This is a genomic window from Rhizobium sp. ZK1 (assembly GCF_047782645.1).
Classification (GTDB): Bacteria; Pseudomonadota; Alphaproteobacteria; order Rhizobiales; family Rhizobiaceae; genus Rhizobium.
The window spans coordinates 952,396-973,369 of record NZ_CP180586.1 but is presented as its reverse complement, the minus strand read 5'-3'; the positions used below and the strand labels follow the sequence as shown (position 1 = coordinate 973,369).

Annotated in this window: 21 protein-coding genes; 12 read left to right on the top strand and 9 right to left on the bottom strand. The window is 60.1% G+C overall.

Annotated elements, in window-relative coordinates:
* Position 1 precedes the first annotated feature (1 nt).
* The 6 genes from lptF to rsmA all read left to right on the top strand — a co-directional run bounded on the left by lptF (position 2) and on the right by rsmA (position 7,613).
* Positions 2 to 1,183, top strand: coding sequence for an LPS export ABC transporter permease LptF (lptF, locus tag ACK9YZ_RS04990; protein ID WP_416065866.1), 1,182 nt, complete (start codon positions 2 to 4; stop codon positions 1,181 to 1,183).
* Entirely contained in the window at positions 1,180 to 2,268 is a 1,089-nt protein-coding gene (gene lptG / locus ACK9YZ_RS04985; RefSeq protein ID WP_416065865.1) for an LPS export ABC transporter permease LptG, read from the top strand. Before lptF ends, lptG begins: the two co-directional genes overlap by 4 nt.
* On the top strand, positions 2,268 to 4,622 hold the full coding sequence (locus ACK9YZ_RS04980) for an LPS-assembly protein LptD (RefSeq protein ID WP_416065864.1): 2,355 nt from the start codon (positions 2,268 to 2,270) through the stop codon (positions 4,620 to 4,622). Before lptG ends, ACK9YZ_RS04980 begins: the two co-directional genes overlap by 1 nt.
* A gap of 186 nt (positions 4,623 to 4,808) precedes the next feature.
* Complete coding sequence (locus ACK9YZ_RS04975) at positions 4,809 to 5,750, top strand: peptidylprolyl isomerase (protein WP_216757585.1); 942 nt, start codon at positions 4,809 to 4,811, stop codon at positions 5,748 to 5,750.
* Between the two features lie 7 nt (positions 5,751 to 5,757).
* On the top strand, positions 5,758 to 6,786 hold the full coding sequence (pdxA, locus tag ACK9YZ_RS04970; protein ID WP_416065863.1) for a 4-hydroxythreonine-4-phosphate dehydrogenase PdxA: 1,029 nt from the start codon (positions 5,758 to 5,760) through the stop codon (positions 6,784 to 6,786).
* The gene (rsmA, locus tag ACK9YZ_RS04965; protein ID WP_416065862.1) at positions 6,786 to 7,613 is read left to right on the top strand and encodes a 16S rRNA (adenine(1518)-N(6)/adenine(1519)-N(6))-dimethyltransferase RsmA; all 828 of its coding nucleotides are present in this window, start codon (positions 6,786 to 6,788) and stop codon (positions 7,611 to 7,613) included. Before pdxA ends, rsmA begins: the two co-directional genes overlap by 1 nt.
* Here the strand turns inward: rsmA and gmk are convergent.
* The 7 genes from gmk to fabD form a co-directional block, all read right to left on the bottom strand.
* Positions 7,610 to 8,272, bottom strand: coding sequence for a guanylate kinase (gmk, locus tag ACK9YZ_RS04960; RefSeq protein ID WP_416065861.1), 663 nt, complete (start codon positions 8,270 to 8,272; stop codon positions 7,610 to 7,612). The genes rsmA and gmk overlap by 4 nt on opposite strands.
* A gap of 3 nt (positions 8,273 to 8,275) precedes the next feature.
* On the bottom strand, positions 8,276 to 9,163 hold the full coding sequence (locus tag ACK9YZ_RS04955) for a YicC/YloC family endoribonuclease (protein ID WP_216757581.1): 888 nt from the start codon (positions 9,161 to 9,163) through the stop codon (positions 8,276 to 8,278).
* A gap of 16 nt (positions 9,164 to 9,179) precedes the next feature.
* Entirely contained in the window at positions 9,180 to 10,409 is a 1,230-nt protein-coding gene (mltG, locus tag ACK9YZ_RS04950; RefSeq protein ID WP_416065860.1) for an endolytic transglycosylase MltG, read from the bottom strand.
* 117 nt (positions 10,410 to 10,526) lie between these two features.
* Positions 10,527 to 11,789, bottom strand: coding sequence for a beta-ketoacyl-ACP synthase II (gene fabF / locus ACK9YZ_RS04945; protein ID WP_416065859.1), 1,263 nt, complete (start codon positions 11,787 to 11,789; stop codon positions 10,527 to 10,529).
* Positions 11,790 to 11,882: 93 nt separating this feature from the next.
* Positions 11,883 to 12,119, bottom strand: a complete 237-nt coding sequence (locus ACK9YZ_RS04940) for an acyl carrier protein (protein WP_003547058.1) — start codon at positions 12,117 to 12,119, stop codon at positions 11,883 to 11,885.
* Positions 12,120 to 12,405: 286 nt separating this feature from the next.
* Positions 12,406 to 13,143 carry a 3-oxoacyl-[acyl-carrier-protein] reductase gene (gene fabG, locus ACK9YZ_RS04935; RefSeq protein WP_216757578.1) on the bottom strand — a complete coding sequence of 246 codons (738 nt, stop codon included), beginning with the start codon at positions 13,141 to 13,143 and terminating at the stop codon, positions 12,406 to 12,408.
* Between the two features lie 29 nt (positions 13,144 to 13,172).
* On the bottom strand, positions 13,173 to 14,117 hold the full coding sequence (fabD, locus tag ACK9YZ_RS04930; RefSeq protein ID WP_216757577.1) for an ACP S-malonyltransferase: 945 nt from the start codon (positions 14,115 to 14,117) through the stop codon (positions 13,173 to 13,175).
* A gap of 208 nt (positions 14,118 to 14,325) precedes the next feature.
* Between fabD and ACK9YZ_RS04925 the strand changes: the two genes are divergently transcribed.
* The 6 genes from ACK9YZ_RS04925 (at position 14,326) to ACK9YZ_RS04900 (ending at position 19,944) form a co-directional block, all read left to right on the top strand.
* On the top strand, positions 14,326 to 15,369 hold the full coding sequence (locus ACK9YZ_RS04925; RefSeq protein WP_416065858.1) for an aldo/keto reductase: 1,044 nt from the start codon (positions 14,326 to 14,328) through the stop codon (positions 15,367 to 15,369).
* 329 nt (positions 15,370 to 15,698) lie between these two features.
* Positions 15,699 to 16,157: a 30S ribosomal protein S6 gene (gene rpsF, locus ACK9YZ_RS04920; RefSeq protein WP_029616526.1), complete on the top strand. Its 459-nt coding sequence runs from the start codon at positions 15,699 to 15,701 to the stop codon at positions 16,155 to 16,157.
* A 12-nt stretch (positions 16,158 to 16,169) separates the two neighbouring features.
* Entirely contained in the window at positions 16,170 to 16,418 is a 249-nt protein-coding gene (rpsR, locus tag ACK9YZ_RS04915; RefSeq protein WP_007531286.1) for a 30S ribosomal protein S18, read from the top strand.
* Between the two features lie 144 nt (positions 16,419 to 16,562).
* Complete coding sequence (locus ACK9YZ_RS04910; protein WP_216757575.1) at positions 16,563 to 17,543, top strand: DUF2232 domain-containing protein; 981 nt, start codon at positions 16,563 to 16,565, stop codon at positions 17,541 to 17,543.
* A 21-nt stretch (positions 17,544 to 17,564) separates the two neighbouring features.
* Positions 17,565 to 18,143 (top strand): 50S ribosomal protein L9, encoded by a 579-nt coding sequence (gene rplI / locus ACK9YZ_RS04905; RefSeq protein WP_183730661.1) that lies wholly within the window; start codon positions 17,565 to 17,567, stop codon positions 18,141 to 18,143.
* 304 nt (positions 18,144 to 18,447) lie between these two features.
* Entirely contained in the window at positions 18,448 to 19,944 is a 1,497-nt protein-coding gene (locus tag ACK9YZ_RS04900; RefSeq protein ID WP_216758831.1) for a replicative DNA helicase, read from the top strand.
* A gap of 25 nt (positions 19,945 to 19,969) precedes the next feature.
* Here ACK9YZ_RS04900 and ACK9YZ_RS04895 read toward each other — a convergent pair whose 3' ends face one another.
* Both ACK9YZ_RS04895 and ACK9YZ_RS04890 read right to left on the bottom strand, forming a co-directional pair.
* The gene (locus ACK9YZ_RS04895; RefSeq protein WP_216757574.1) at positions 19,970 to 20,272 is read right to left on the bottom strand and encodes an AzlD family protein; all 303 of its coding nucleotides are present in this window, start codon (positions 20,270 to 20,272) and stop codon (positions 19,970 to 19,972) included.
* Entirely contained in the window at positions 20,269 to 20,973 is a 705-nt protein-coding gene (locus tag ACK9YZ_RS04890; RefSeq protein ID WP_416065857.1) for an AzlC family ABC transporter permease, read from the bottom strand. Before ACK9YZ_RS04890 ends, ACK9YZ_RS04895 begins: the two co-directional genes overlap by 4 nt.
* Position 20,974: the final 1 nt, after the last annotated feature.

The following is a 20,974-nucleotide window of genomic DNA, read 5'->3' as shown; positions in this document are numbered from 1 at the left end:
CATGAAACTACTTGAGACATATATATTGCGGCGTGTCGGCCAGATGTTTCTCGTGGCTCTGCTCCCGGTGCTTGCGATCATCTGGACCACCCAGGTTTTGCAGCGCATCAACCTAGTAACCGACAGCGGCCAGTCGATCGGCTCCTTCGCCACGCTTGCGACGCTGATCCTGCCGTCGATCATTCCCATCGTGCTGCCTTTCGCTCTCGTCATCGGCATTACCCAGACGCTGACGACGATGAACAACGATTCGGAGCTGACCGTGATCGATGCCGCCGGCGCTCGCCGCACCATCCTGGCGCGGCCGATCCTGCTCCTTGCGGTCCTCATCAGCGTCTTCTCGTTCTTCGTCGACAATGTCGTCGAGCCGCGCGCGAAGACGGTCGTGCGGCAGATGATCGCCGCCACTTATGCCGATCTTCTTTCGTCGGTGATCGAGGAAAAGACCTTTCGCAAGATCGATGAAGGCCTCTATGTGCAGATCTCGCAGCGGCTCGCCGGCCGCATGCTGAAGGGCCTTTTCGTCGCCGACGAGCGCGATCCGAATAACGAGCTCATCTATTATGCGCGCGAAGGCGCCGTGGATGATATCGGCACGTCGCTGATCATGCATGACGGCGAAGTCCATCGCAAAACGCCCGATGGAAACGTCTCCGTCATCAAGTTCGATTCCTATTCCTTCGACCTTTCGGACATGACGGAAAATAACGGACAGGCGACGCTTCGCGCCAGCGACCGCGATCTCGCCTTCCTGCTCAATCCCGATCCGAAAGATCCTGACTATATCGCCAAGCCCGGCAGCTATACTGCCGAACTGCATCGCCGCCTGACCGACTGGATGCTTCCCTTCGTTTTTGCGCTTTTCTCGCTTGCAATAGCCGGGGATGCGCGATCGCATCGCGAGGCGCGCATGCATCCGATGGTTGGAGCGCTGGGCCTCGCATTCATACTGCGCTGGGCGGCGTTTTACGTTGCTAACCAGATCGACAAGAACACGATCTATATCCCGATCCTCTATGCGATCCCGATCGTGACCGGCCTGGTTTCGATTATTTTCCTGAACATGCATAAGCGGCTTGCCATGCCGCTCGCCGTCAGAAATCGCACCTCGAGACTCTGGACGCGCGCGCAAAAGCGGGTACTTGCCGTGACGGGTTGGACCGGCGGAGGCGCTGCGCGATGATTTTCGGAACGTTGTCGCGGTATTTCTTCCGCCGGTATTTCGTGACCACGATGTGGTTCCTAGTCGGCATGAGCGCCATCACCTTTCTGCTCGACTTCAGCGAGACGGCGAGCCGCATCTCCAGCTTTCCCGGCTACACGCTGGGTGGTGCTGTGCTGCTCACTGCCGCTCGACTGCCGTTGATCCTGCAGCAGACCATCCCCTTCGTGGCGCTGTTCGTCGGCATTACCGTGCTGATCGGGCTCAACCGGAAATATGAACTCGTCGTCACCCGTGCGGCCGGTATCTCGGTTTGGCAGTTCATGCTGCCTTTTATCGCCGGCTCCCTGATTCTCGGCGTGCTGACGGTGGTGGCGCTCAATCCGCTCGCCGCCTGGGGCCAAAGGCAGGCAACGCAATTCGAAACGGCGTGGCGCGGTCAGGACAATGCCATGATCAGGGCGCTGCAGGTTCCGTGGCTGCGCCAGATCAGCGGCCGGGACGATGTCATCATCGGCGCCAAGACCGTACTGGAGAACGGCACGCTGCTCATGGACGCCGTGCTTATCCACTTCGATTCCACGGGTCAGGTCATTCTGAGGCAGGATGCCTCATCGGCCAAATTGGAAGATGGTTACTGGCAGCTTAACAACGTCATCGAACGCAAGCCTGGGGAAATCCCGGTGCGTAAGGCTACGGAGCAGCTTCGTACCAATCTGAAGCAGGACTTCATCAAGGAGCGGCTCACAGCGCCGGAAACAATTGGTTTTTTTGACCTTTCCAACCGTATCGCTGCCGCCAAATCCTTCGGGATATCCACGAAGGCGCTTGAGACTCAATTCAACTCTTTGCTGTCGCAGCCGCTGCTCTTGGTGGCTATGACTCTCATTGCTGCAACAGTGTCTCTAAAATTTAGCCGGTTCAACCAGTCACGCTCTGTGATTCTGGGTGGAATCCTTTCAGGCTTCATGCTTTATGTCGTCACCGTGCTTGTAAAGGCATTTGGAAGCAGCGGTGTCGTGCCGCCGTTTGTGGCGACTTGGATACCAGTGATCGTGGCGCTCGCTTTAGGCGCGACGATCCTGCTTCATCAGGAGGATGGCTAGTGGCGGTAGGCGACCGCAAGGTGTTTAGTAAACAGTTGGTTGCCCTGCTCTTAGGCGCAGCTCTGTGTTCCTATTTCGAAAATGCTCCGCTGGCCTACGGCCAGGAGAACAGTACAGGCATGCCTGCAATCGGCCAGAATATCTCGCCGGATGCGAAGCTGATGCTGTCTGCGAACGAGCTTGTCTATAATAGGGACCAGGAGCTCGTCTCTGTGATCGGCGGCGTGCAGATCAACTACGGCGGCTACAGGCTGGTTGCCCAGAAGGTCGACTATAACCAGAAGACCGGCCGCATGATGGCGACCGGCAACATCGAGATGGTGACGCCCGACGGCAACCGTATCTATGCCGACCACCTCGATGTGACCGACAATTTCGCAGACGGCTTCATGAATGCGCTGCGAATTGAGACAAGCGACAATACCCGCCTCGTTGCCGAAACCGGCCAGCGCGTCGGCGGCACGCAGATGATTCTCAATAAAGGTGTCTACACGGCCTGCTTGCCCTGTGCCGAAAAGCCCGAACGCGCGCCCTTCTGGCAGGTCAAGGCGCAGCGTGTCATTCAGGACAACCAGAAGCACACGATCCGGCTCGAGCACGCCCGCTTTCAGCTGCTTGGCCGTTCGATCGCCTACGTTCCGTGGATCACGGTCCCCGATAATACCGTGAAGCGCAAGTCGGGCTTCCTGTTCCCGACGATGAGCGTTTCGCAGAATATCGGCTACGGTCTGCACGTTCCCTATTATTACGTTATCTCCCCGAGTTCGGATTTCACCGTCACGGGCACCGGCTATACCTCGCAGGGCTTCATGCTCGAGGGTGAATATCGCCGCCGCTTCGAAAACGGCACGGTGACGATGCATATTGCCGGCATCGATCAGATGAACCCCGGTAATTTCAGCGCCGGTACAAGCGATGCCGAAGCCAAACAGCGCGGCATGGTCGCGTCGACAGGGAGCTTCAGGATCAATCCCCGCTGGACCTTCGGCTGGGATGTGATGGTCCAGAGCGACAACAACTTCTCGCGCACCTACAAGATCGATGGTTACGACAACACGCCGCACGCCAATACCGTCTATCTGACGGGTCTCGGCAAGCGGAATTACTTCGACCTGCGCTCTTTCTATTTCGACGTTCAGGACGCCGACCCCAACAACACCGCGGAAAAGCAGCAGGCGATCGTCTATCCGACGCTTGACTATCACTATGTTGCGCCGCAGCCACTCGCAGGCGGTGAGCTTTCGGCAGATGTCAATCTCACCAATATTTCGCGCACCCACGACGATTTTTATAATGTCGCAGGTTTCGACCGCTTCCGTGGCCTGGAGGGTCAGACCACCCGCTTGAGCACGGAACTGCAATGGAAGCGCACCTTCGTGACGCCGACGGGGCTTGTGATCACACCGTTGCTCGCGGCACGCGGCGATGCTTTCGCGCTCAACATGGACAGTCCGGTCGATGCCAACGGCATTCCCTATGCCGGCAACTACGACGAGGATAACGCGGCAGCGCGCGGAATGGTGACGGCCGGGCTGGAAATGCGCTACCCGATCCTGTTCACGACCAGCAACAGCACGCATGTTCTGGAGCCGATTGCCCAGATCTATGCACGGCCGGATGAACCACTCGCCGGCCGGCTGCCGAATGAAGATGCGCAGAGCTTCGTCTTCGATGCGACCAACCTTTTCGATCGTGACAGATTCTCCGGTTACGACCGCATCGAGGGCGGCACGCGCGCAAACGTCGGCTTCCAGTATACGGGCACCTTCGACAGCGGCTACAAGCTGCACGGCATCTTCGGACAGTCCTACCAGCTCGCCGGTCAGAATTCGTTTGCGACCGACGACCTCGTGAATGTCGGCGCCGATTCCGGCCTTGAGACCGACCGTTCCGACTATGTTGGCCTCGGCGGCATCGAAATGCCTTTCGGCCTCTCCGTGGCAGCATCCTACCGGCTGGACGAGAAGGATTTCGCCTTCAATCGCGGCGACCTGACAACGGCCTATCAGAACGATACTTTCTCGGGCCAGCTCACCTATACGCACGTGAGCGCCCAGCCGGCATACGGCTTTGCTGAAGACCAAGACGAGATTCAGGCGAGCAGCAGCGTCAAGTTCAAGGACTATTGGTCGATCTTCGGTGGTATCGCCTGGGATCTGAACAATGACGTCGTTGTCAGGCGTTCGCTCGGCATTTCCTATCAGGACGAGTGCACCATCTTCACCATCGCCTATGTGGATAGGCGGGATACGACGGATCAAACGGCAAGCGACTGGACGATCGCCGCCCGTCTGACCTTCCGCACGCTCGGCGATATCCGGTTGGGCACGGGTGACGCTGCAAATAGCCTCTGATGACGGATGGACGGCCGGAGATTTCCGGCCGGGCCATTCTTTCGCCGTAAGCCTGTGCAGGACATTGCGACCAGTCGTTATGTGAGGCGTAGGGTGTCGCGGAGCAAGAGATGCGATTTCCGCTCGTCTCAGTCTATGGTAAGAACGCCGCGCGCCGGATCGTCGGCGCTATCGGGAGGTCAACAGATGATTGACGCGAAGAAAACCGTAACCACGCTCATTGCAGGCGCAGCCTTCATGCTTGCTGCCTTCAGCACCCCTGTCTTCGCCGCAAGCGAAGTGAAAGCGGTGGTAAACGGTACTGCGATTACCAGCGGCGATGTCGCCAAGCGGCAGGCCTTCATGCGACTGCAGCGCCAGAAACCTGATGCCAAAGCCGCAGAAGAACAGCTTGTCGATGAGACGCTGAAGCGGCAGGAAATCGCTCGCGTGCGCATGTCCGTCTCGCAGGATGACGTCAATGCCTCATTCGCCCGTTTCGCCGCCAGCAACAAGCTTTCCGTCGAGCAGATGTCACAGATCCTCGACCGCGCCGGCGTGGGTGTCGATCATTTCAAGAATTTCATTGCCGTGCAGATGAGCTGGCCGCGCATCGTCAATGCGCGCTATGGCTCCAGCGCACGCATTTCGAACTACGATCTTGTCAACCGCATGATGCAGAACAACAAGCAGAAGCCGGTGACGACGGAATACATGCTGCAGCAGGTCATCTTCGTGGTTCCGCCAGCCAAGCGAAATGCGATTACGGCCAAGCGCAAGAGCGAGGCTGAGGCATCGCGCTCCAAATATCCTGGCTGCGATCAGGCGAAGACTTTCGCCGCCACGATGCGGGACGTCTCGATCCGCGATCTCGGCCGCATGCTGGCTCCGGAAATTCCCGCGGACTGGAAGGATCTCGTCGCACAGGCCAAGGGCAACACGACGGCAACGCGCGTGACCGACAAGGGCGTAGAATATCTGGCAATCTGCAGCCAGCGTCAGGTTTCGGACGACCAGGCAGCCGAAATGGTGTTCCGCCAGGAAGATCTCGACAAGGCCAAGTCGGACAAGTCCGCAGCGCCGGAAAACGAAAACAGCACCAAATATCTGGATGAACTGCGCAAGCACGCGCAGATCATCTATCGCTGATTTTTCCATGGCGACACCGTTTTCGCGACCGCTTGCGTTGACGCAGGGCGATCCGGCCGGCGTGGGGCCTGATATCGCCCTTATGGCCTGGCTTCGCAGACGCGAGCTTGGGCTGCCGCCGTTCTTCCTGATTGGCGATCCCGACGTGCTTACGGTGCGGGCGCGACAGCTGAGGCTTGACGTTCCCCTGCGCAGCATCGGCAACGCAATGGAGAGCCTCGGTATATTTGCGGAAGCGCTGCCGGTCATGCCTATACCGGCCGGCATCGATGTTGCCGCTGGAGAGCCGCATGTCGCAACGGCAAAGGGCACGATCGCCTCGATCGAGACGGCCGTGGCGCTGGTGATGCAGGGCGAAGCGCTGGCGGTCGTTACCAATCCGATTGCCAAGTCGGTGCTCTACGAGACAGGCTTCAAGTTTCCTGGTCATACGGAATTCCTTGCCGATCTCGCCATGCATGCGACCGGCCAGTCGGTCACGCCCGTCATGATGCTCGCGGGGCCGAAACTGCGCGCCATTCCTGTCACCATCCATATTCCGCTCAAGGATGTGCCACAGGCCCTGACGCTCGGCCTGATCGTCGAGACATGCCGGATCGCAGACAAGGATCTGAAGCAGCGGTTCGGCATCGCTGCTCCGCGGCTCGCAATCGCAGGGCTCAATCCGCATGCCGGTGAAGGCGGTGCAATCGGCAAGGAGGATGAGGCCATCATCCATCCGGCGGTCCAAATCCTTCGTGACGAGGGTATCGATGCGATCGGCCCCCTCCCCGCCGATACGATGTTCCATGACGAAGCGCGGGCACGTTACGACGTTGCCGTCTGCATGTATCACGATCAGGCACTGATTCCCGCCAAGGCGCTCGGCTTCGATGATTCGGTGAATGTAACGCTCGGCCTTCCTTTCGTTCGCACCTCCCCCGATCACGGCACCGCCTTCGGCATTGCCGGCAAGGGCCTTGCACGCGAGACGAGCCTCGTTGCGGCCCTCAAGCTCGGCGCTCAGCTTGGCCGTACTGCGGAAAGCCATCGTTGATGGCTGCACTCGACGGTCTGCCGCCGCTTCGCGAGATTATCCAGCGTCATGGGCTCGATGCGCGCAAAGCGCTCGGGCAGAACTTCCTTCTCGATCTCAACCTGACGCATAAGGTTGCCCGCACAGCAGGCGTGCTGGATGATGCGACGGTCTTTGAAGTCGGCCCCGGCCCTGGCGGGTTGACGCGGGCCATCCTGGCGCTCGGAGCAAAGAAGGTCATCGCGGTCGAGCGCGATGCACGCTGCCTGCCGGCCTTGGCCGAAATCGCCGATCATTATCCCGGCCGGCTGGAGGTCATCGAGGGCGATGCGCTGAAGATCGATTTCGAGGCGATAGCGCCGGAAGGCCCTGTCAAGATCATCGCCAACCTGCCCTACAATGTCGGAACCCAGCTATTGGTGAACTGGCTGCTGCCGAAGGCATGGCCGCCCTTCTGGCAATCTCTGACGCTGATGTTCCAGAAGGAGGTCGGCGAGCGGATCGTCGCCTCGGAGGATGACGATCACTATGGCCGTCTCGGCGTGCTCACGGGATGGCGCACCCATGCCCGCATGGCATTCGATATTCCGCCACAGGCTTTCACGCCGCCGCCGAAAGTCATCTCGACGGTGGTCCACCTGACGCCAAACGAAAACCCAATCCCCTGCTCCGTCGCCAATCTGGAGAAGGTGACGCAGGCCGCTTTCGGCCAGCGCCGCAAGATGCTGCGCCAGAGCCTAAAGCCGATCGGCGGGGAAAGCCTGCTCGTCAAAGCCGGCATCGATCCAGCCAGGCGTGCAGAGACACTGTCGGTGGAGGAATTCTGCCGGCTGGCGAACAGCCTTTAGAGTATTGGCGTTTCCTCAAGCAATTCCCGGACGAAATCGAACATGCCGTGGCGGCGGTCGCGACGCAGACGTTCTGCCTTGACGATCGACTGGACGGCATCGAGGGCGGCGTTCAGGTCGTCATTGACGATGACGTAGTCATATTCGCGCCAGTGGGCGATTTCGGCACGGGAATTTGCGAGGCGCGTCTGGATGACCTCCTCGGAATCCTCGGCACGGCGGTGCAGGCGGGACTGGAGCTCGGTCATGGTCGGCGGCAGCACGAAGATCGAGACCACATCGGCCTGCATCTTCTGCTGCAACTGCTGGGCGCCCTGCCAGTCGATATCGAAGAGCATGTCGCGGCCTTCGGACATGGCCTGCTCAACCGGCTCGCGGGGCGTGCCGTAGAAATTGCCGTGAACCTCGGCCCATTCCAGCAGAGCATCGGAATCGCGCAGCCGCTCGAATTCCCGCACGGACTTGAAATGATAGTGAACGCCTTCCACTTCACTCGGCCGGCGCTGGCGTGTCGTGACGCTGACTGAAAGGCCGATGTGCCTGTCCGTTTCCAAAAGCGTACGCGCGATGGTGGATTTACCGGCGCCCGAGGGCGACGAGATGACCAGCATCAGACCGCGACGGGCGATCTGGATGGGCGAGATTTTCGCCGGGCTCATGTCCTACTCCAAATTCTGGACCTGCTCGCGGAACTGATCGATCACCACCTTTAACTCGATCCCGGCTGCGGTGACGGCCGAAGCGTTCGACTTCGAGCAGATCGTATTCGATTCGCGGTTAAATTCCTGTGCAAGGAAATCGAGCTTTCGTCCGACGGGCCCTCCTTTGACCAGGAGATCACGAGAGGCAGTCACATGGGCCTTCAGCCGGTCGATCTCTTCGCGCAGATCCGCCTTGGTGGCGAGCAATGCTGCTTCGGCATGCAGCCGGTCGCGATCGAGCGCGCCGGCACCTTCCATGAGGAGCGCGACTTGTGCCGAAAGCCTTGCCGCGATCTCCTGCGGCGAGCGCGAGGGATCGGCCTCGATCGTGCTCGTCAGGCCTTCGATCGTCGCGATCTGTCCGAGAAGCACGCGGGTAAGCGCTGCTCCCTCTTGCTCACGCATGATCCTGAGATCGGAAAGAGCAGCCATCAGTCCCGACAGGATATCGGCATCGCGCGCGGCAATCGCCTCCTCGCTGTCCTGCGTCTCGCGAAAATCGACGAGGCCGCGGATGGAAAGCAGCGTGTCGAGCCGCAGCGGTGCCGGATCGATCAGGCCCTCCAGCTTATCGCGCATGGCGAGAACGGCAGCGAAGGCATCCTGATTGAGCACGGCCTCAAGCTGGCTTTCGCCCGTGGTCAGGGACAGCGTGGCCTGCAGATTGCCGCGGCTGAAATTCTCGCCGGCAATGCGGCGAACATCCGCTTCGAGGCGCTCCAGGCCGGGCGGCAGGCGAAGTCTGACATCGAGCCCCTTGCCGTTGACCGAACGCAGTTCCCATGCCCAGCGCCAGCGGCCGGCCGTCCCCTCGCGCCGCGCAAAACCGGTCATGGACTGCAATGCCATCGAAGGCCTCCCGATATCAGTTGATCTTCTTTTTCTTCGACGGAACCGCGGATGTGTTGTCCGCAGGCTGGCCTTCCGGTTGTCCGTCGACGACAATTTCGGGATCGGCGCCCTTGTCGGCTTCCAGCTTGCGCCAGCGCTTGACGTTGGCATTGTGGTCTTCGAGCGTCGCCGCGAAGACATGGCCGCCGGTTCCGTCAGCGACGAAATAGAGATCCTGCGTCTTCCAGGGATTGGCGACGGCTTCCAGTGCGTCCTTGCCGGGATTGGCGATCGGTGTCGGCGGCAGGCCCTTGATGACGTAGGTGTTGTACGGCGTCTCTTTCTTCAGATCCGACTGGTAGATTGGCCGGTCGGAGGGTTTGCCCCCGCCACCGAAGAGACCGTAGATGATCGTCGGATCGGACTGCAGGCGCATGCCCTTGCTGAGACGGTTCAGAAAGACGGATGCGACATGGGCGCGTTCATCCGGCACGCCGGTTTCCTTCTCGACGATCGAGGCGAGCGTCACGAATTCTTGCTTGCTCTTCAGGAGCAGCGAAGGATCGCGCCGTTCCCAGATCTGGTCGACCAGCTTCTGCTGGGCGGCAGCCATCTGGTCGATGATCTCGGACCGCTTGGTGCCGCGCGAGAATTTATAGGTATCGGGCCGCAGGCTGCCTTCCGAAGGAAGTGCCGCCGGCAGGTCGCCTTCGAGAACCGGATCGTCCAGCATGCGATCGAACATCTGCCGCACCGTCAGCCCCTCGGGGAAGGAGACGGAATAGAGGATCGACTTGCCGGATTTCAGGAGCTCCATGATCTCGTTCATGGACGCATGCGCCTTGATCTCGTATTCACCGGCCTTGAGGCTTTCGCCGGCGTTGAGATGAGTCGCCGTCAGATAACGAAAGACGCGGGCATCCGAGATGATGAGATTGCGCTCGAGATTCGAAGCGATTTCCGAAAGGCCTGCGCCATTGCGGATGATGAAGTTGGTGTTCGTCTGCAGCGGGCCGGGGCTCTGATAAGCGGTGATGGCGTAATAGAAGCCGATGAGACCGGCGATGCAGACGACCACCGCCATGGTCATCACGAAATTCAGGAAGAGGATGACCTGGCTGCGGGCATTCCTGGAGCGCTTCGGAGGCTCGGGAACGCGTTCCGGGCGCAGGGCTTCGCTCGGGGACTTCGGGATGATCGGTCCCTTCTGCGCCGGCTGGCCGTTCTGGCCATTCTCGCTGCTCTGGTTGGTCGTATCGCTCACCGGCAATCCTCTAAAACTGGGCCCCGCTTCGCTATTTCGCGAAGTAATGCGGCAAAAACAGGTTCTGCCGCGCTTCTCGGCGCCGTTTGACGTTCGCCCGCGCTCGCAAACCGCCTGTTACGCGACGTAGCGGCGCAGCACGAGCGATGCATTCGTGCCGCCGAATCCGAACGAGTTGGATAGCGCCACATTGATTTCTCGCTTACGAGCCTTGTGCGGAACAAGATCGATCGCGGTTTCTCGCTCAGGATTGTCGAGATTGAGCGTCGGAGGGGCGATGTTATCCCGGATTGCGAGGGTCGTGAAGATCGCCTCGATGGCGCCGGCAGCACCAAGCAGGTGGCCGGTCGCGGATTTGGTCGATGACATGGAGATCTTCGATGCCGCATTGCCGACGAGGCGCTCGACGGCGCCGAGTTCGATCGTATCGGCCATGGTCGAGGTACCGTGGGCATTGATATAGTCGATATCGGCAGGCGTCAGGCCGGCGCGCTTCAGCGCCATGGTCATGCAGCGGAACGCGCCGTCGCCGTCTTCCGACGGCGCGGTAATGTGGAAGGCATCGCCGGAAAGCCCGTAACCGACCACTTCGGCATAGATCTTGGCACCGCGCGCGATCGCATGGTCCAGCTCTTCGAGAACCACGATACCGGCGCCCTCGCCCATGACGAAACCGTCACGGTCCTTATCGTAGGGACGTGAAGCCTTCTGCGGGTCGTCATTGTGCTGCGTCGAGAGCGCCTTGCAGGCTGCAAAACCGGCGAGCGAAATGCGACTGACCGGGGATTCCGTGCCGCCGGCAACCATCACATCGGCATCGCCGAGCGCGATGAGACGGGCGGCATCGCCGATGGCATGCGCGCCGGTGGAGCAGGCGGTGACGACCGAATGGTTCGGGCCGCGCAGCTTGTGACGAATGGAAACCTGGCCGGAGACGAGGTTGATCAGACGGCCGGGAATGAAGAAGGGGGAGATGCGGCGCGGGCCTTTGTCGCGCAGCGTATAGCCAGCTTCGACAATGCCTTCGATGCCGCCGATGCCGGAGCCGATCAGCACGCCTGTCGCGATCTGGTCCTCATCGGTCTCGGGATGCCAGTCGGCATCCTTGAGCGCCATGTCGGCGGCAGCCATGCCGTAGATGATGAAAGGATCTACCTTGCGCTGTTCCTTCGGCTCCATCCAGTCGTCGGCATTGAACGTACCGTCCGAACCGTCACCAACGGGAATGCGGCAGGCAATCTTGGCGGGAAGGTCTTCGACCTCGAATTCGGTCACGAGGCGGGCACCGTTTGCTCCCGCGAGCAGGCGGGACCAGGTAACGTCCGTTCCGCATCCCAAGGGCGATACCATGCCGGTACCTGTTATGACGACCCTTCTCATCGACTGCTTTCCCCCGTCTGTTATGTTTTATGGAGAAACATGCTCAAAAGAAAAGGGCGGACTCTTGGCCCGCCCTTTCTCGAATGCACAGTATCAGGCCTGAGCCTTCTCAATAAATTTCACGGCATCGCCAACCGTCAGGATCGAGTCAGCGGCATCGTCGGGAATTTCAACGCCGAATTCTTCTTCGAAAGCCATGACCAGTTCGACCGTGTCGAGCGAGTCAGCGCCCAGATCGTCGATAAAGCTGGCGCTCTCGACGACCTTGTCGGCATCGACGCCAAGATGATCAATAACAATTTTCTTTACGCGTTCTGCGATATCGCTCATGTCGGTTTCCTCGACCTTATGTCCTGATCGGAATGTCCTTCTGACACCCCTACCCTGTTTCAGCCTGCGATGCGTTCAGACATCCTCGGCAAACTCGTTTACCCAGCTTTAGAGAAGTCCCAGGCTTGCGAAAAGCCCGCCGGTCCGTCTGCTTTTTTCGGGACGACTGTTGACAGTCATGGCCCGCTTAACATGCTTTAAGTCTGCCGCAAAGCCAGAAAATCAACCGTTCGTGATTGCTCAACACGCTATTGGCTGAAATCGACGGCTGCGGCAGCTAATCGTTTCAGATCATGGCCATGCCGCCGTTTACGTGCAGGGTCTGACCCGTCATATAGGCTGCTTCAGAGGAGGCGAGATAGAGGACGGCAGACGCCACTTCGGCGCCGGTGCCCATGCGCTTCATGGGGATCGCCCCCATGATCGTTTCCTTCTGCTTCTCATTCAGCTTGCCGGTCATGGCGCTTTCGATGAAGCCTGGAGCAACGCAGTTGACGGTCACGTTGCGGGTAGCGATTTCCTGCGCCAAAGACTTCGAGAAGCCGATCATGCCTGCCTTGGAGGCACAGTAGTTCGCCTGTCCCGGATTGCCGGTGACGCCGACGATCGAGGTGATGTTGATGATGCGGCCATAGCGGCGGCGCATCATCGGGTGCGTAAGCTCGCGCGTCAGGCGGAAGGTCGCCGTCAGGTTCACTTCGAGAACGGCATCCCAATCCTCGTCGCTCATGCGCACGAAGAGACCGTCCTTGGTGATGCCGGCATTGTTGACGAGAATATCGACGCCTTCGAGATCGGCTTCCGCCTTCTGGCCGAGAGCCTTGACCTCATCGCGATCCGACAGGTTCGCCGGGAAGATCTTGACGCGCTCGCCCAGCTCGTTTGCCAGGGCTTCCAGCTTTTCGACGCGGGTACCGTGCAGGCCGACAATGGCGCCCTGCTTATGGAGAAGGCGGGCGATTTCCTCGCCAATGCCGCCCGATGCGCCGGTGACGAGAGCCTTTCGGCCGGAAAGATCGAACATGAGAACGTTCCTTATATGAAATGGGGCAATCAGGCGGTGAGAGAGGCAATGGCAGTGTCGATATCGGCAGGGCCGTTGACCGAGATACCATTGATATTCTTGTCGATGCGGCGTGCAAGGCCGGTCAGCACCTTGCCGGCGCCGAGCTCATAAAGCGTGGTGACGCCGTTTGCGGCAAACCATTCCACAGTCTCGCGCCAGCGGACCTGTCCGGTAACCTGCTCAACGAGAAGATTGGCGATCTCCTCTGCATCAGTGACGGGGGCGGCGCGGACATTGGCGATGACAGGTACGACCGGGTTGGTCTTCTTCACGCCGGCGAGCGCCTCGCGCATGGCGTCTGCGGCCGGCGCCATCAGCTTCGAATGGAAAGGAGCGGAGACCGGCAGCAGGATGGCGCGCTTCGCGCCCTTGTCGGTCGCAAGCCCGGCTGCTTTTTCGACGGCGGACTTCTCGCCGGAAATGACGAGCTGGCCACCGCCATTGTCATTGGCGATCTGACAGGAGCCAATGGCCGAGGCCTCTTCGCAGACGGCCTGCACGTCGGCATGTTCGAGGCCGATGATGGCCGCCATGGCACCGACGCCGACAGGCACGGCTGCCTGCATGGCATTGCCACGGATGCGCAGAAGTCGCGCCGTATCGGCAATCGAGAAGGTGCCGGCGGCACAAAGGGCGGAATATTCGCCGAGCGAATGGCCGGCGACGTAGGCGACCTTGGCCTTCAGATCGAGACCCTTGGCTTCGAGAACACGGATGACAGCCATGGAGACAGCCATCAGCGCCGGCTGGGCGTTTGCCGTCAGCGTCAGCTTGTCTTCGGGACCGTTGAACATGACGTCGGAGAGCTTTTCGCCGAGCGCTTCATCGACCTCTTCGAAAACGGCGCGGGCTTCTGCAAAATTCTCGGCGAGATCCTTGCCCATGCCGACGGCCTGGCTGCCCTGGCCGGGAAAAGTGAAAGCAATGGTCATTTTTTCGGTCCCTCGATGATGCCCATTGGGCCATTTCGCCTCCAATTGACATTCTTTCTTTCAGAGTCAAGTGGCGGCGGATACTCTCCAAAGCGTTTCATCCCAGCGGGAAAGGCCGGTTTTTTCTCTTGCGCTTCAGTAAATCCAGCCTAGATTTGCGCGGCTCCTCCCACGCCCTTCCTTTCTTAGCTGACGTCCAAGGTCCCCGATGAAATACAATAAATTAGGCCGCACAGATATTTCCGTTTCCGAGATTTGCCTTGGCACCATGACCTGGGGCACGCAGAACAGCGAGGCGGAAGCCCATGAGCAGATGGACTACGCCGTCCAGGAAGGTATCAATTTCTTCGATACTGCCGAGCTATACCCGACCACGCCGGTTTCGGCCGAAACGCAGGGCCGCACGGAAGACTATATCGGCAGCTGGTTCGAAAAGACCGGCAAGCGCAAGGATATCGTCCTCGCTACCAAGGTTGCCGGCACCGGCCGCTCTTACATCCGCAACGGCGAAGGCGCCGACGCCAAGAATATCCGCATCGCGCTCGAGGCCAGCCTGAAGCGACTGAAGACCGATTATGTCGATCTCTACCAGATCCACTGGCCGAACCGTGGCCATTTCCATTTTCGCCAAAGCTGGCACTACGATCCCTTCAAGCAGGATCGCGCCAAGGCCATCGCCAACATGACCGACATTCTGGAGACGGTGGGCGAACTGGTGAAGGAAGGCAAGATCCGCTCCTTCGGCCTCTCCAACGAGACGACCTGGGGCACGCAGAAATATGTGACGCTTTCCGAGCAGATGAACCTGCCGCGCGTCGCCAGCGTCCAGAACGAATACAATCTTCTCTACCGCCATTTCGATCTCGACATGGCGGAACTCTCCCACCACGAAGATGTCGGTCTGCTGGCCTATTCGCCCCTTGCCGCCGGAATCTTAAGCGGCAAGTACATTAACGGCGAGAAGCCCGAGGGCACACGCGCGTCGATCAACGGCGACCTTGGCGGACGCCTGCAGCCGTTGCAGGAAGCGCCGACGAAGGCCTATCTCGACGTCGCATCACGGCACGGCCTCGACCCCGCCCAGATGGCGCTTGCCTTCTGCCTGAGCCGCCACTTCATGACCTCCGTCATCATCGGTGCGACCTCGATGGCGCAGCTGAAGACGGATATCGGCTCAGCGAACGTGCAGCTCAGCAGCGATGTGCTTGCTGAAATCGAGAAGGTTCACCGGCAGTATCCGATGCCGCTTTAAAGACTCATCAAGCGGGCGCTCTGCATCCTGGCGCCTCTGGCTCGCAAGCGCATGACCTGCTTTTCCGCCATATGCGCTTGCCTTTCGCTCAAAAATCCGTATAAGCGCGCCTGTTCGTTAACCCGGTCTTATGGCTGGTGGCTGAACGGAGGGCCGGTTTGCTTCTTGCGAGCCGTTCGGAACGGAAGCGTTCCAGCCTCCCGTGTCTCCGCTCTCGACCGTCTCGGAAACGCTTTTCTTGCTTGGCGCCTGGCGCCTCTCAGGAGCAGTCGTTGAGGCTTAGCCGCCGAATGCCGGGTTCTGATCAACGCAAGAAAGGCAAAGCTGTCATGGCTCTTTATGAACATGTATTCCTTGCCCGACAGGATATTTCCACGCAGCAGGTCGATGCCCTCGTAGAACAGTACAAGGGCGTGATCGAAGCTAACGGTGGCAAGGTCGGGCGCATCGAAAACTGGGGCCTCAAGTCCCTCACCTACCGCATCAAGAAGAACCGCAAGGCTCACTATGCCCTGATGGATATCGATGCACCGGCAGCTGCGATCCAGGAAATGGAACGTCAGATGCGCATCAGCGAAGACGTTCTTCGCTACATGACCATCGCTGTCGAAAAGCACGAAGACGGCCCGTCTGCCATGATGCAGAAGCGCGACCGCGACGACCGCGGCCCGCGTGAAGGCGGCGACCGTGGCCCGCGCCGCGAATTCGGTGATCGTCCGCCGCGCCGTGACGGCGACTTCCAGCGTGGCCCGCGCCCTGACCGCGCTCCCCGCGAAGACCGTGCATAAGGAGAAATAAGAATGTCTGAATCTTCCTCCGCTCCGGTCCGCCGTCCGTTCCATCGTCGTCGCAAGACCTGCCCGTTCTCCGGTGCAAACGCTCCGCGCATCGACTACAAGGACGTCCGTCTCCTGCAGCGCTACATTTCCGAGCGCGGCAAGATCGTTCCGTCCCGCATCACGGCCGTTTCCCAGAAGAAGCAGCGCGAACTCGCCCAGGCGATCAAGCGCGCCCGCTTCCTCGGCCTGCTGCCGTACGTCGTCGCCTAATTGACTATTGGAGCCCCGGATTTCGATCCGGGGCTTCCTCCCTTCCGCGATGGGCGCGGATCGGAACCTGAAAACCCATGTTGAGGCCTCTCCCGAACTTGATCAGGGAAATCCTCTAACTGCTTGATGAAGCAGGACAGCGAAGTGACAAGACCGAACCTGAAAACGCTTGCGACCGGCGCACTCGCCGGATTGACCGCCGCCTTGCTGGTGCTTGGCGCGAGCATGCAGCCGTCGTTCAGCGCCGTGCTTTATGCCGCTTCCGCGCTTCCGATCCTGCTCGTCGGCCTCGGCTGGGGCAATACAGCCGCAATTTCGGCCGTCGTCACCGCCGCCGTGCTTGGCGCCATCGCCATTTCCCCGTCCTTCGCGCTCGTCATGACGCTGGTGACGCTGCTGCCGGCAGGATGGATCAGCCACCTTGCGAACCTCGCGCGCCCGGCTTCCGAACTCGGCGGCCCCGACCATCTGCTCGCCTGGTATCCGCTGTCCGATATCCTGCTGCATCTGTGCGGTCTCGTCACCTTCGCCGTCATCGTCACCGGCATCATGATCGGTTACGGGCCTGAGATTACCGATCAGATGGTCGATGTGCTGATGGCCTCGCTGCAGGAGCAGCAGCCGACATTCATCCCCGATCCGGCCGCGACCGCGCAGACGAAGTCGCTCGTCGTGCTCATGCTGCCGGCCCTGCAGGGCGGCATCTGGGTGGTGATGCTGTTTGCCGCCTATTACATCGCGACCCGCATCGTCGCCGCTTCCGGCAAGGGCCTGCGTCCGCGCGAGGACATTCCCTCCTCGTTGCGCATGAACCGCAATTCGATCTTCATCTTCCTCGCCGGTCTTGCCGCCACGTTCATGGGCGGCGTTCCGGCGATGATCGGCGCCACGGTTGTCGGAGCCTTCGGCGCCGGCTTCCTGATGTCCGGCTTCGCCGCGCTGCATTTCCGCACCCGCGGCAAGGACTGGCGCCTGCCGGCCCTCATCCTCAGCTACCTGGCATGCACGATGATGCTGCCAGCTCTTTTCATCCTCGTGCTTGGTCTCGCCGATACCCGCAAGGCAATCGCCCTGACCCCGACCAAGGATGCTGATGCCCCCAAACAACCCGATACCGAAATCTGAGAACAAGAAAGGAAAAACACCATGGACGTCATTCTTCTCGAACGCATCTCCAAGCTTGGCCAGATGGGCGAAACCGTAAAGGTTCGCGACGGCTTCGCACGCAACTACCTTCTGCCGCTCGGCAAGGCACTGCGCGCCAACGCTGCCAACAAGGCCCGTTTCGAATCCGAGCGCGCAACGCTCGAAGCCCGTAACCTCGAGCGCAAGTCCGAAGCCCAGAAGGTTGCCGACGTTCTCGACGGCAAGTCCTTCATCGTCGTCCGCTCTGCCGGCGAAACCGGCCAGCTCTACGGCTCCGTCGCTGCCCGTGACGTCGTCGACGTTCTGGCCGCAGAAGGCTTCAACATTGCCCGCAACCAGGTTCACCTCAACACGCCGATCAAGGCGATCGGCCTGCACAAGGTCGAGCTGCAGCTCCATGCTGAAGTTGAGATCAACATCGAGCTGAACGTTGCCCGCTCCACCGAAGAAGCCGAGCGTCAGTCCAAGGGCGAAGAGCTCACCTCTGTTGATGCCATCTACGGCGTTGACGAAGATGCCCTGCGTCCGGAAGATTTCTTCGATCCGGAAGCCGACGGCGTTGCCGAAGACGAGGCATAATTCCTGTCTTCAGACTGAACGGAAAGCCCGGCTTCGTGCCGGGCTTTTTTGCTGCGCCTTCCAATCGGGGGCGCTAAAATAGCAGCGTGCTTGAATGACAAAGTGAGTCGCCGCGGGCGGCGTGTCCCGCAAGCGACAGTCAGGATATTTCTACTCAGCGGGTCCGCCGACTGTGGAGAAGTCGAAGAATGTGCAAAGCGCTGCCGATTTGACCATCGCCTGAAAGCTGTTGCTGCGCGACACTTGATTTTATGTGGCCCGCCCTGCAAATCCGAGTTTTGGATAAAAGACAATACGGATGACGATGAACGAAGCTGCACGAAAGATTGCCGCCGTTGCTCCTGCAGAGCAGCACTATCGCGAAGCGCCGAACAACATCGAGGCCGAACAGGCGCTGCTCGGCGCCATCCTGATGAACAACGACGCCTATTACCGGGTGTCGGACTTCCTCAAGCCCACGCATCTTTACGAGCCGCTGCACCGGAAGATCTTCGAGGTCGCCGGCGACATCATTCGCATGGGCAAGATCGCCAACCCGGTCACGGTCAAGACCTTCCTGCCGGCCGACGAAAAAGTCGGCGATATCACCGTTTCGCAATATCTTGCCAGCCTCGTCACCGGAGCCGTGACGATCATCAATGCCGAAGACTATGGAAGGGCGATCTATGACCTGGCGATCCGCCGCGCGCTGATCACCATCGGCGAGGATGTCGTCAATATCGCCTATGACGCGCCGCTCGACATGCCGCCGCAGGCGCAGATCGAAGATACCGAGCGCCGGCTTTTCGAGCTTGCCGAAAACGGCCGCTACGATGGCGGCTTCCAGGCTTTCAACGATGCGGTGGCGCTCGCCATCGACATGGCGGCCGTTGCCAAGGAACGCGACGGCGGCCTGTCCGGCATTTCCACCGGTATCCATTCGCTCGATTCCAAGATGGGCGGCCTGCAGCGGTCGGACTTGATCGTGCTCGCAGGACGTCCGGGCATGGGCAAGACTTCGCTCGCGACCAACATCGCCTATAATATCGCAGCCGCCTATGAAGGCGAAGTGCAGTCCGACGGCAGCATGAAGGCGAAGAACGGTGGCGTCGTCGGCTTCTATTCGCTCGAAATGTCGTCCGAACAGCTCGCCACCCGTATCATCTCCGAGCAGACGGAAGTCTCCTCCTCAAAGATCCGCCGCGGCGATATCAACGATGCCGATTTCGAAAAGCTCGTCGCCTGCTCGATGATGATGCAGAAAGTGCCGCTTTATATCGACCAGACCGGCGGTATCTCGATCGCTCAGCTTTCGGCGCGGGCTCGCCGCCTGAAGCGCCAGCGCGGGCTCGACGTACTCGTGGTCGACTACGTGCAGCTGATGACAGGCTCCGGCAAATCCAGCGATAACCGCGTTCAGGAAATTACCCAGATCACCACTGGCCTCAAGGCGCTTGGCAAGGAACTGAACGTTCCGATCATCGCATTGTCTCAGCTCTCGCGAGCCGTTGAAAGCCGCGAAGACAAGCGCCCGCAGCTTTCCGACCTTCGCGAATCCGGCTCGATCGAGCAGGACGCCGACGTCGTGCTCTTCGTGTTCCGCGAGGAATATTACGTGAAGAATATGGAACCGCGCGATATCCACGATCCGAAATATCCGGAATGGGAAGCGCTTTTCGACAAGGTGAAGGGCACGGCAGACGTCATCATCGCCAAGCAGCGTCACGGACCGACCGGCACAGTGAAGCTCGCCTTCCAGTCGGAATTCACGCGCTTTGCCGATCTCGCCGATCCGTCGTTCACGCAGTATGAGGAGCATTGACGCAGGTTTTCCGCGTCAATTTCCTTCAGAGCCCCGCCGCCCGTAGCAAGGCAACCGTCGCGACGCCGATGACAACGCTTGCCAACATCGGCAGGCGGCTGGCGGCAATCGCCGTTACCGCGCAGGCCAATGTCTCAGCCCAGCCGGTCGCAAGGGCAGTCGGGGCGATGACGGCCATCAACACAGCCGGCGGGATGGCTTCGATTGCCGTTCTCCTGTTCTCATCGATCTCGACGTAGCGGATCAGCACAAGACCACTGACGCGGGTAAAGATCGTTGCGACGGCCATCGCCAGGATGGCAAGCAGAGTGTTCAGATCGAGCGTCATACCGCCTGCTCCTTCGCCCTGCCCTGCCAGAGAGCGGTCGCGAGCCCGGCCAATGCGCCGGCCGCGATGTACCAGACCCCGGGCACGAAATGGTTGATGGCCACGGATGCGACTGCGCTTGCGGCAAGCACGGCACCGGTTTCCTGTCCCTTCCAGAAGCCCATGACCAGCACGACGAAAACGGCCGGGAAGGCGAAGTCGAGGCCGATGACCGCCGGATTGCCGAGGAAGGCACCGAGCAGAGCGCCCGCGAGCGACGAGCCGACCCAAGTAAGATAGAAAGGCGTGACGATGCCGGCATACCAGGCCGGTGTGAGCCGTGTGCTGCCGGCTCGGAATTCCGCCATGGCCCAGAGCTCATCAGCCAGGAAGAGCATGGCGATATAACGCTTGATACTGGAGAAGGACTGCATCTTCGTGCCGATCGACGTGCTCATCAGCACGTGACGGATATTGACGAGCAGTGCTGCGAAGCCGACGCCGATCCAGCTCGCCGGATGGGTCCAGATATCCATCGCCACGAATTGCGAGCCGCCGGCGAAGACGAACGCGCTCATCAGGGTGGTTTCAAGCGGGGAAAGGCCTTCGGTCGCGGAGACCGCACCGAAGACGAGGCCGATCGGCAAGACGGCGACGATCAGTGGGAAAATGGTACGCATTCCGGCTATAAATTCGCCGGCCGGCCGGCTTTGCTGCAACATG